This window comes from Shewanella holmiensis, from assembly GCF_025370255.1.
In the GTDB taxonomy this organism is placed as follows: domain Bacteria; phylum Pseudomonadota; class Gammaproteobacteria; order Enterobacterales; family Shewanellaceae; genus Shewanella; species Shewanella holmiensis.
The window spans coordinates 1-11,445 of the sequence record NZ_JAMTCD010000008.1; the positions used below are offsets into that span (position 1 = coordinate 1).

Sequence of the window (11,445 nt, forward strand, 5' to 3'; positions counted from 1 at the left end):
ATTTTACAGAAGCAGATAAAGAGATCACAAATTACATCACTGGATATTACAGTGAGACCAGACCCCATCAATATAATGGTGGGTTAACGCCAAATGAGTCAGAACGTTTATATTGGAATGACTCTAAAACCGTGGCCAATTTTACTTGACCACTACACTGTAAAAAGTAATATCACCGACCCTGACAGCGCAAAGATGACCACCTCCAAAGGGACCATTCAAGGCTACAATGGTATTGCGATAAACGATGATAAACATCAAATTATCTTACAAGCACAAACGTGGGGCTCGGTCGGTGAACAACAAACGCTTCAGCCCGCAGTCACACAATTAAAACAACAACTCGATAAGCTTAATCCTGTTACACCTTCAAGCGAGCACACCATAAAATTCATCGCAGACAGTGGTTTCAACAGCGAAGCCAATTTGGCATTTATGGCACAAAGTGGCTTTGATACCTACATCGCAGATAATCAATTTAGAAAACGAAACCCGTTGTTTCAAGAAAGTGAAACTTACGAAACCGAACAAGAAAAACGCAGACTAAAACGACGTAACGGTAAGCCACGATTGTTTACCAGTGATGACTTTCATTATGACGAAGCAACACAAACCTGCCGATGTCCGGCAGGCAATGAGATGTGGCGAAGCGGCATCAATGTTAAAAGCCATCATCAAGAGTACACCCGATTCTGTGGTTATTTAAAAGATTGCAAAACCTGTCCATTGCAACAGCAATGTATGCGAAAACCGCCGATAAAAACGGGTCGGCAAGTGCAGTTTAAAAATGATTCCTCACGCAAAAGACTGAGTTACACCGATAAGATGAAAGTGAAAATAGACAGCCCAATGGGGCGGCGGCAATATAGCAAACGACTGGGCTGTATCGAACCTGTGTTTGGGAATATTACTGTTAACAAAGGGATGAACAAATTGACCTTACGCGGCCAAGTCAAAGTTAATGCCCAGTGGCAACTGTACTGCCTTGTTCACAACATAGAAAAGCTGCAACACGCGATGCACTAAGAAGGGGAAGCCCTTTTTACCTCAAAAAACGCTATAACCCCGCCTCGATCACCCCTAAAGCGCACTAAAAACCCCAACAAAACTGCATGTTAAATAATAATCTAAACACCACTAAATAATTGAATCAAAATATAAACTCAGATATTGTTTGTTCATTAATCAAAATAAATTATAAAACGAGTAATTCTACAGGCTCGTTATGTTTTACCCACACATGGAGAGTCCTATGAAAAAAATCAGTTCAATCTTACTAACCCTAAGCCTTCTTGGATGTCAAACAACCTCTACAAAAGTAGAGCCTGTTTTTGCTTCCGAAACTATTGAGATCAAAGCGGATGAATTGTCTAACTACTGGGTTTTCGAGAACACAAAAGTTAAAATGCTCAAGAAACGTCCTACTTGGCTGCCAAAAGGTAAAGGTGAATGGACTGTTTTAACGGTAATAGATTCAAATGGGTATGAGGTCGAGAAAACTTTGATAAGCTCAGTTCCAGAAGGTTTTATGACACAAAGTAAATTGGATGAAATGCCACAAGTAAAGTATGAAGCAGCTCCATCAAATAGGAATCGAGTACCTGTAAAATTCTATGGTACAGCTAAAGTAGCTCCTCGTAGCGAACTGTAAAACATAACGAATAAGGATAGGCCGCGCGCAGCCGCGTCCTTATCCCAAGTGTTGAACAAGCCCGAGTGATACCTTTATAGTGTAAATATCGACGTAAGATCTTACGCTTTTTCGATGTGTGCAGAGCAGTTACATTTTTCACTAGCCGCATCGATCCCTTAGCATCGCTAGCTAATTTCGTTACCTCAAAATATCAATACCTTAGCACCTCCTGATACTTTTATTGTTTTGCCTCTTAAGTGTTAACTTTCTAATTCCTCGGCTTAAACAGTGGCGTTAGGTGTCGTTGTTTTTTGCCTAAAAAAGCTTGTCGGTCGCGCATGCACCCCCACAGCAAATAACATGGCCACCCAAAATTATTGGCTAAATATTAACCGCTAAACTACGCTTTATGTACCCTTCCTAAATGGTATTTGAAGATGGCCAGACCAAGACAAACTATCGTTAGCCTAGAAGATACGCCTTACTATCACTGTTGTTCGCGTGTGGTACGTAAGGCGTTTTTGTGCGGCTTTGATAAATCTACGGGTGAGAATTTTGAGCATCGACGCGAATGGGTCGATGCCCGTATCCTTGAATTAGCAACCATCTTCGCTATTGATATCTGTGCCTATGCCGTGATGAGCAATCACTTGCATGTAGTGGTTAAAGTGGACGCAGATAAAGCAAAAAACTGGTCAGATAAAGACGTACTGATGCAGTGGCATAAAGGCTTTAAAGGTACCTTACTGACACATAAGTTTGTAAAAGGTGAAGACCTGAATGAATTTGAACTTAATACTGTGAATGATTGCATAACTCAATATAGACAACGCTTAATCGGTATCAGCTGGTTTATGCGTTCGCTTAGTGAGCCAATAGCCAGAATGGCTAACAAAGAAGATAAATGCACAGGTCGCTTCTGGGAAGGTAGGTTCAAGTCTCAAGCATTATTAGATGAAGCAGCAGTATTAGCTTGTATGGTGTATGTCGATTTGAATCCTATTCGCGCCAAAATGGCCACCACACCCGAAAGCTCAGACTATACCAGTATTCAGCGTCGAATAAATTCAGCGATAAAAGGTGAGCAACCAACAGAGTTGTTGCCTTTTGTGGGCAATGAGCGTTTGAACATGCCTAATGGGTTAATGTTCAGTGTAAAAGACTACATAGTACTGGTTGAAGATACCGGCAGGATAATTCGACAGGATAAACGCGGTGCCATTAGCGCAAGTAGCCAGGGTATTCTCAATAGACTAAATATTCCTGCTGAAAACTGGTTAAAAATCACTACCGAGTTTGGCGGATTATTCAAAGGTGCAGTAGGGGCTTTACCTGCATTAACTGACTATTGTGAGCATTTAGACCGAAAACGGCGACAAGGAGCTGCCAACTGTCAGCGCTGGTTGTGCGCTTAACCGTGCTTAAAAGTTAACTTTTCTCCAAATAGCGTTTCCAACATATACTTGATTGATATCAAGTTTTTTTGCTGTATTAAATTAACTAGATGATTAATCAACGATTAATGTAGCGCTAATTTTCAGCTATATCGATTCAAATAATTGGATTGAGTACCAAGAATGTAACTGTCGCAAAAGAAATCAAAACGATTTATGTAATTTTCTTAAAATGGATGGCTATGTTTTATTAGTTAGCCTAGAAGATACGCCTTACTATCACTGTTGTTGGACCTTCTGGGCTTCGCCCTTCGGCCCATGTGGCTGGCGTTAGTAGTATTCCTAAATTGGATTGGAGTGCTACTATAGTGGCACTTTTTATATCGGATATAACCATGAGAGTAGAATTAGTCACAACACTAAAGCGACAAGCTACTAAGATCTTGTCAGAGCTTTATTCTTCTAAAGAACCTGTGCTGATCACTGAGCATGGACAACCATCGGCTTATCTTGTTGATGTGGACGATTTTGAGTTTATGCAGAAGTGCATGGCAATTGTTGAGGCTCTTGCTAAAGGTGAACAAGCAATTAGTCGTGGTGAAATAGTCTCTAATATTGAAGCTAAAAAGAAAATGAATAAATGGCTTAAATAGTATGGACAATCCCAGCACTAGATGATTTAAATGACATAGCTGAATATATTTCGATAAGTAATATGCTTGCGGCTAAGAAATTGGTTAAAAAGATATTTGATAAAGTAGATAGGCTTGAAGCCTTTCCTGAGTCATGTAAGAAACCAATAGAACTGAGCAATCTTAATTATCTTGAAGTTGTAGTTAACCCTTGTCGTATTTTTTATAAAATAGAAGCTGAAAATGTTTATATTTTACATGTTATGAGACAAGAAAGGGACTTACGTAAATATCTGTTAAGTAATTAAATATACTGCAATAAACATGGCCCCCCATTCTAGCGGTCATTTTCAGGCTCTGGCACGTAGATAGCAGTCAGATCTTTCGATTTTTAAAAATTTAGCCAGTTTAAGTCAGGATAATCGCATGAGTGTTCATTAATTAGTCATATCACTAAATTAGCTTTACAAATATAGAATGGAGTATTTATGTCGAATAAAGTGGATTTATCAAATTGGTTATTACTTTTAGTTTGCGCACTCGCCGCAATATCAGGTGTTGTTCAGGTAAGCTATTTATTAGGCTTTTCTCTTTATTCTAATGAATTTAATTTAAACTCAATTAGCATTTTGCAAGTTTGCATCATTAGTATTGGTGTTTGGGGGGGCTCTGAGTTTTTCAGAACTATTAAAAAAATACACTCGGCGCAAAAGTTAAGTTAACGAATAAGGATAGGCCGCATGCAGCTGCGTCCTTATCACAAGTGTACTCTCGATTATGAAGCATAAGTCTCAATGTTCAGTTTGAGATTGCTTGGCAATCCAATGGGTAAAAACACTTTCTGTTGGAATGCGTTTGGAAGAATGGCCCATAAGTTGGGTTAAGGCATAACTAAATTGATAGTAGAGTTTAGGATCATCAAATCGTTTGCGACTGTCATCAATATTAATTAATGCACCACGTAAGTAATTGATCACTAGATCTAGTCGATCAAAACCGGCAACATGACCAATTTGCTGCATAGTGTCAGCATTCCATTGATAAGCTTGTGCTTTAAGTTCTAAATAGCGCTGGCGATATATGTCACTGCAATTATTAAGCAGGGTTTCATTGGGTAGTACTCTTTCCATGACGAAATCTTGTTCAGATAATATTACGTAGAGACGTTGGCAGTGGTGAAAAATAAATCGTTGATAAGGATCAGGATAATTTTTATCGTCAGCTTTTGCTTGTGCAAGCCATTGTTCAAATTGCGCACTGCCAACGGCAACAATTAAGTCTGCTTCACTGGTAAAATGATTATAAATTGTCCCTTTAGATATCTGGCTAGCTTGCACTAAATGCGAGCGACATAAATTAAACGTTTTATGGCCTTTTAAGCATCTTAACGAGACTTTGACTAAATAATCACCGCGTTGCTCCCAACTACTCATTTTCGCTCCTGTAAATGACTTGGATTTTTAATCACGCTTCACAATCACACTTTAACAAGCTTTTGTGGCTATCGATAATGAGTAATACTGTTAGCACTATGAACTTTTATGATAACCAATGTTAAAAATAGAATTACTTGAAAGCTTCATTGCGGTAGCAGAGTGTGGCAACTTATCAAAAGCAGCTGACAGAATTTGTCGGACTCAATCAGCTTTAAGTTTGCAAATCAAAAAGCTGGAGGAGAGTGTCGGCCAACCTTTATTGTTAAGAGACAATAAAGGCGTAACATTAACTGACTCCGGAAAAACCCTGCTTAACTATGCCTATAAAATGCTTCAACTTAGTTCACAGGCGTTAGATGAAATAAAAGACTGTCAGAATAGAGAGATCATTCGTTTAGGCGTTCCCACTGATTATATTAAGTGCTATTTAAGCAGTTGTTTGTTGGAGTTTATTCGCGAGTTTACTTGTATTGAATTGGTGATAGATACCGACGTTAGCGGTAATTTATATAAACGCTTACAGCAAGGCGAGTTTGATCTCATTGTGGCAACTCATTGGTTGTTACCGTCACAAGGTGAACTGTTGTTTGAGCGTAAATTCCACTGGGTTTGCGCTAAAGATGGCAATGCGCATTTAAGAGATACCATTCCGATGGCTTTATACCCTGAAAACTGTCCAATTCGGGCGCAGGTATTCGCGAATCATCAAATGTCTATGCGGCCGATCAATGTGTTACTTTCAACACCGTCACCCCATGCCTTGTGCATGGCGGTTGAAAATGATTTGGCGATTGCGCCAATTGCAGAATTTAGAATTACACCAAACATGACTATTTTAGATGCCACTGAACACAATTTACCGCCATTGCCGACATTTAATGAATCTCTCTATCTGAACCCTGATACCCAAACAGAGGCTACCGCGCAATTGATTGCGTTAATTAAATCCAATGTGGTTGAGCTGGCGAGATCTGGTTCATAAGGTTGATTTAAGCCGAGTTTTGTTTACTTTCCATTCAAATACTTTCTCAGCAGATAAATATATGGCTTCGATAGATAGCTGATAACACTCAATATTGTTTTAAGCACTTGAACAACATAAAAAGCCGCATTAATTTCTTAATGCGGCCACCTCAAAATGAGGTAAGAAGGTGAAGCGAATGGATTAACGACTACTCTTTGTGTTTGTCATATTTAAAGGTATGACAGTTACTGCAGAGCGGCTTTTTAGTTTCATGTTCGCTATGGCATTCTTGGCAAGGTAGCTCTTTACCATAATGAAGGTTATTGTGTGGGTTTTGCCACTTGTCTTCTTCACTTCTAGCCGTTTGTTCGGCTAAATCGTCTACATCATGGCATTGTAAACAGGCTTGATCTGATGGGAATTGCTTTATGCCATTATCGTGGCATGATTTACAATTCTTGCCGATCACATCTTTATGGTAATCTCTAATTTCAACAGCTTGTAAGGATAAACTGGCTAAACTTAACATCCCCAGCGCAAGCATAATTTTTAATGTTTTCATCAATAATTCCTCTTGTTAATTTGCGCGGCTAAGCTTTCATCATGCTACGTGCTGCGGTCATACCCATCACCATACATTCTGGGATTGAACAACTTCCTAAACGACTGACTCCGTGAATACCACCACACACTTCACCCGCTGCATACAAACCTTGAATTGGCTCGCCAGTAAAACTGTCTTTGACTTCTGCATTGGTATTAACCATTACGCCGCCTTGGCAGTAGTGAACTTTTGGCCATAAACGCACAACAGTGAAGGGCGCTTTAATATATTTATCAGCTGCTTTAGTCATGTTTTTACCAAACTGGGTGTCTTTGCCCGTTTTCACATAACCGTTATATTCTTCTATCTGTGCTTTTAGCGGTGCTAAAGGTACATTGAAATGTTTGGCTAACTCTTCAATGGTTTCAAATTTCCAGCCCACATTATATTTAATCACTTTGGCAGTATTCGGATGCTGTTTAGAGTCCTGATAACTCGTGATTAAAATAGGCGGTAACGGATTACCTTTTTCATCGCGACATGCCAGTTCTGCATCAGCACGGGTTTTTCTGTCGGCAATTTCATCCATGAAGCGTTTACCTGTTAAACGGTTAATCGCGATTGAATGTGAGCAAGGTGAACGGGGATTGCACCTAGTCTGAACATTTCAAACATACCTTCACCGGTAGCACCTGGCGCGTTAGTACAGCCTACTTCAGCGTCTAGGGTTGGGTCTTGTGCCATACGTAAATTGACATTTTGTGCAAAGCCGCCAGTGGCCATAATCACACCGCGTAGCGCACGAATATTGATCACTTTGCCAGGTTGGTCTTCGCCAAAGTGGTAGTTTTCACGCATCTTAATGCCTAACACTTCGCCTTTATTGCCCACTAGAAACCCTTCAAACTTTGCACGGTTATGGGTCTTAACACCGAGTTCACGACATTTTTTTAGTAATGGCTGGGTTATTCCTGCACCACAACTTACTGTTGTTTGGTAAGTACGTGCGACTGAATGACCACCCAGTTGTTGTAGGTAAGGGTGGTATTCTGAGCCCGCATCTAATGTCATTTGCAATGCTTCCATTGCATGTGATGCAACATGGCGAAGTAATGCTTCATCGGCAATTCCGCGGCCCGAGGCAAGCTGGTCTGCCACCATACGCTCAACTGAATCTTCAATACCTTCTTTTTTCTGCATTGGCGTAACCGGTGCAGCAAATAGTCCACCATTAATGGCTGAGTTACCGCCAAAATAAGACATTTTTTCGAATATTTGAACGTCTTTTGCGCCAAGCTTTTTGGCTTCAATTGCTGCTGCAAGTCCGGCAAAACCAGAACCAATAATGACAATTTCAACTTCCTTGTCCCATTTTATGCCGTCAGCTTTTTCAGAAATTGCCATAGCAGGTGCAACCATTGCTGCGCCAGCTGCAACACCTAACCCCGTGATAAATTTACGGCGTCCTAACAGATCTACTTTATTCATAGGTCATCACCCTTTAGTTTTAATTGACCTGTGTATCTTAAAGATGGAATGGATTCCAAAATGAGAGTAAATGTTAATTTTATGGTTTGTAGGTTAGTTGATTGTCACTAATCAATTGTAGGTAGCATTTCTGCAGCAGTGTGTTAACAAGCAAGTGTTTTGGAAGGGGTTCCAAATCTTGATTAACAGCATAGTGAGGGGATTAATGATTGTTTTTGAGTTGCAATAAATTGATGCTTAAAGTAAAGCTCGTCAAATAACGAGCTTTTTCAGTGAAATATTTCAATCCGATTTAAGTTACAAGGAATTGATTAATCTACAGATAACTCACCAATAAGATTCAGTTGCATCGATTTTTTAATAGCTTCTGGTGTTAAATTTTTTGATAGTAAATAGTGTAATTTTGCTAAGGCCGCTTCTATGGTCATGTCCATGCCACTTATGACTCCGGCTTTTGCCAGTGAATTACCGGTAGCATATCCGCCCATATTGACCTTACCTTGGAAGCATTGGGTTAGGTTAACGAGAACAATTCCGCGTTCATCCGCTTGTTTTAAAGCTTGTAGTAACTGTGGATCTTGTGGCGCATTACCCACACCGAATGTTAATAAAATTAGCGCTTTTACCGGCTGTTGCAGCATGTTTTCAAAAATTTGGGTAGAAATGCCAGGGTATAAAGTGACCACCCCAATAGGTTGTGGTTTGATTTTTACAACCTCTAATGGGTAATTGGTTGGTTCAGATACCTTGCCCGCTTTAATGTTAATTTTGATCCCTGCTTCAAGTAGCAAAGGGAAGTTGGGCGAAGCGAAAGCATCAAAGCCATCAGCATGGGCTTTGGTCGAACGATTGCCCCTGAACAATTTGTTGTTAAAGAATAAACTGACTTCAGCAACGGGGTAATTAGCCGCAATATATAATGAGTTTAATAAATTAATTTGACCATCAGAACGCAGCTGCGCCAGCGGAATTTGTGAACCGGTTACGATGACAGGTTTAGATAACCCTTGCAGCATGAAAGACAGTGCTGAGGCGGTGTAGGCCATGGTGTCTGTACCGTGTAAGATAACAAAACCATCGTACTTTTCGTAATTAGCCTTAATGTCATCAGCAATTAATTGCCAATCGGTTGGGGCCATATTTGATGAGTCTATTAACGGGCAATATTCATGGATGACAAAGCTGGGCATCTCTTCATGATAAAACTCTGGCATCGACTGAACGCAATCAGTTAAGAAACCTGAAACAGGGGCAAAACCGTTAGCCGTTTTTTGCATGCCTATGGTACCGCCAGTGTAGGCGACGTATATTGCGCGTTTTGTCATTATGTTACTCATGAATTTTACGAATTGTGTAAATTATACGAGTTATATTGATTAATCGATATAAAAAAGCCTGCAATGCAGGCTTTTTTTATTGAATGTTTATTTAATCGCTAGATTTAGAAATCGCACTGCTCACAATATAAGTACATTCCCTGTGGATCATCAAACTTGGCAAAGTCTTCTATTACTTCACTCCACTGCATTAACATGCTTTCAAGAATTGATGATTTATGTACAGATTGTGGAATATACGCAGCAGAAGCACCAACAAGTTGTTGAATGAATTGCTGCTCGGTAGTGAGTTCCTGTTCAATTAACTTAGTATCAAATTGATCCATTTCCGCTAACTCAGCCGCTTTGGCAATGGCTTGCTTCATATCACCAATTTCATCAACAAGCCCCAACTCAAGTGCCCGAGTGCCTGTCCAAACACGCCCCTGAGCGATGCTGTCTACTTGTTCAATTGTCATATTTCGCTCGGTGGCAACAAGTGAGATAAACTCATGATAACCACGCTCAATATGACGTTGAATAACGGCTTTTACATTAGGGTTTAAACTACGGGCTGGCGATAACCCTGCCCAGTCAGATGTGGCTACACCATCAGAGTTCACCCCTAAATGGGTGAGGGCGTCTTCAAATGTTGCGAACATGCCAAATATGCCAATTGATCCAGTTAATGTGGTTGGTGTCGCATATATATAATCTGCACTGGCTGAGATCCAATATCCACCTGAAGCGGCTAAGCTGCCCATACTGACAACAACAGGTTTGCCTGCATTTTTAAGTGCTAATACTTCCTGACGAATTTGTTCAGAGGCAAATGCACTACCACCAGGGCTATCTACTCGTAAAACGACGGCTTTAACTTTGTCATTCAAACGCGCTTTGCGTAAAAATTCTGAAGTGGTATCACCACCAATTTGACCTGCAGGTTGGGCACCATTAAGAATATTGCCTTTTGCGACAACTATACCGACTGAGTCTTTTTCAACAAACTGCGGTAAAGGGGCGGTCAGCGACAGATAATCATTAAAGCTAATTTGACGGAAAGAGTCGCCATCTTTATTGGCTCCAACCTGTTCTATCATGGCTAGTCGGAATTGTTCAGCAGAAACTAACTCATCGACCCAATGCATATTCATTGCCATTTGAGCACTGTCGCCTTCGGCTTTATCTAACTGTGCTAAATAGGTATCGGTATCTAGCACTAACTGATCTGGACTAATGCCGCGGTTTTTGGCAACAATGCTTGAATAACTGGCCCAAATATCAGCCAAAAGCTGGTTGCTTGCTTGTTTGTCGGCGTCTGACATGTCATCACGAATAAAAGGTTCAACAGCAGACTTGAAGGTGCCGACACGAAACACGTGGGTGTTAATTTTCAGTTTTTCTAATGCAGACTTATAAAATAAACGGTAACGGCTTAATCCGTCTAAACTGACCATACCTTTAGTGTTTAAAAATACCGTATCGGCGTAACTGGCTAAAAAATACTGATTTTGGCTGTAACCATTTTCCATGGCAACAACCTGTTTACCTGCGGCTTTAAACTCGTTCAAAGCGTTGCCGATATCGGTCATTTTGCTGACACCAGCAGAACGTAAATTACTTAAATTCAGAACGATGGTTGAAATTCGCGTATCTTGAGTGGCATTTTGAATCACATAAAGGATGTCCGCTAACAGTATTTCAGCATCGGCATTGTCATTATTACTTTGAGACAAAATCGCTTCAAATGGATCGACGAAGCGTTTTTGGTCAACAATATTACCCGAAAGGTCTAGCACGAGTGCTGTTTGATTATCGAGGACAATTTCTTCATCTGATGTGGCTATGGCAATAATGATTATTGCTAATACAGTGAAAAAAATGAAATTAATGATCAACTTACGTGTGGTGTTAATAATATTCCACAGTAAGGTGAATAATCTTTGTAAAAACGGGGGTTTAGCGGACATTAGCCACTCCTTCAACATTCTAATAATGTCATCCTAACTGAAAATGCAACGAAATGGTAAATTGAATT

At 40.1% G+C, this 11,445-nt stretch carries 9 protein-coding genes and 3 pseudogenes; 7 read left to right on the forward strand and 5 right to left on the reverse strand.

Annotated elements, in window-relative coordinates:
• The 6 genes and pseudogenes from NE535_RS08005 to NE535_RS08030 all read left to right on the forward strand — a co-directional run.
• A pseudogene (locus NE535_RS08005) lies at positions 1 to 149 on the forward strand (IS3 family transposase); the annotation flags it as partial.
• Between the two features lie 10 nt (positions 150 to 159).
• Positions 160 to 1,026, forward strand: a pseudogene (locus NE535_RS08010) (transposase); the annotation flags it as partial.
• A gap of 226 nt (positions 1,027 to 1,252) precedes the next feature.
• Positions 1,253 to 1,651 carry a hypothetical protein gene (locus NE535_RS08015; RefSeq protein WP_261298127.1) on the forward strand — a complete coding sequence of 133 codons (399 nt, stop codon included), beginning with the start codon at positions 1,253 to 1,255 and terminating at the stop codon, positions 1,649 to 1,651.
• A gap of 419 nt (positions 1,652 to 2,070) precedes the next feature.
• On the forward strand, positions 2,071 to 3,048 hold the full coding sequence (locus NE535_RS08020; RefSeq protein ID WP_261298128.1) for a transposase: 978 nt from the start codon (positions 2,071 to 2,073) through the stop codon (positions 3,046 to 3,048).
• 374 nt (positions 3,049 to 3,422) lie between these two features.
• Positions 3,423 to 3,680, forward strand: a complete 258-nt coding sequence (locus tag NE535_RS08025; protein WP_261298129.1) for a type II toxin-antitoxin system Phd/YefM family antitoxin — start codon at positions 3,423 to 3,425, stop codon at positions 3,678 to 3,680.
• Positions 3,677 to 3,967 carry a type II toxin-antitoxin system RelE/ParE family toxin gene (locus tag NE535_RS08030; RefSeq protein ID WP_261298251.1) on the forward strand — a complete coding sequence of 97 codons (291 nt, stop codon included), beginning with the start codon at positions 3,677 to 3,679 and terminating at the stop codon, positions 3,965 to 3,967. Before NE535_RS08025 ends, NE535_RS08030 begins: the two co-directional genes overlap by 4 nt.
• Before the next feature lie 483 nt (positions 3,968 to 4,450).
• On the opposite strand, the gene NE535_RS08035 is transcribed toward NE535_RS08030, so the two are convergent.
• Complete coding sequence (locus tag NE535_RS08035; RefSeq protein WP_261298130.1) at positions 4,451 to 5,092, reverse strand: TetR/AcrR family transcriptional regulator; 642 nt, start codon at positions 5,090 to 5,092, stop codon at positions 4,451 to 4,453.
• A 118-nt stretch (positions 5,093 to 5,210) separates the two neighbouring features.
• Here NE535_RS08035 and NE535_RS08040 point away from each other — a divergent pair, with 118 nt between their 5' ends.
• Entirely contained in the window at positions 5,211 to 6,077 is an 867-nt protein-coding gene (locus tag NE535_RS08040) for a LysR family transcriptional regulator (RefSeq protein ID WP_261298131.1), read from the forward strand.
• 190 nt (positions 6,078 to 6,267) lie between these two features.
• On the opposite strand, the gene ardB is transcribed toward NE535_RS08040, so the two are convergent.
• From ardB to sppA, 4 genes and pseudogenes are all read right to left on the reverse strand, one after another.
• A complete protein-coding gene (ardB, locus tag NE535_RS08045) occupies positions 6,268 to 6,621 on the reverse strand; it encodes an acrylate reductase cytochrome subunit ArdB (RefSeq protein ID WP_261298132.1) in 354 nt (117 codons plus the stop codon).
• A 28-nt stretch (positions 6,622 to 6,649) separates the two neighbouring features.
• A pseudogene (gene ardA, locus NE535_RS08050) lies at positions 6,650 to 8,091 on the reverse strand (acrylate reductase flavoprotein subunit ArdA).
• Positions 8,092 to 8,402: 311 nt separating this feature from the next.
• Complete coding sequence (gene ansA / locus NE535_RS08055; RefSeq protein WP_261298133.1) at positions 8,403 to 9,416, reverse strand: asparaginase; 1,014 nt, start codon at positions 9,414 to 9,416, stop codon at positions 8,403 to 8,405.
• A 116-nt stretch (positions 9,417 to 9,532) separates the two neighbouring features.
• Entirely contained in the window at positions 9,533 to 11,377 is a 1,845-nt protein-coding gene (gene sppA / locus NE535_RS08060; RefSeq protein WP_261298134.1) for a signal peptide peptidase SppA, read from the reverse strand.
• Positions 11,378 to 11,445 lie beyond the last annotated feature (68 nt).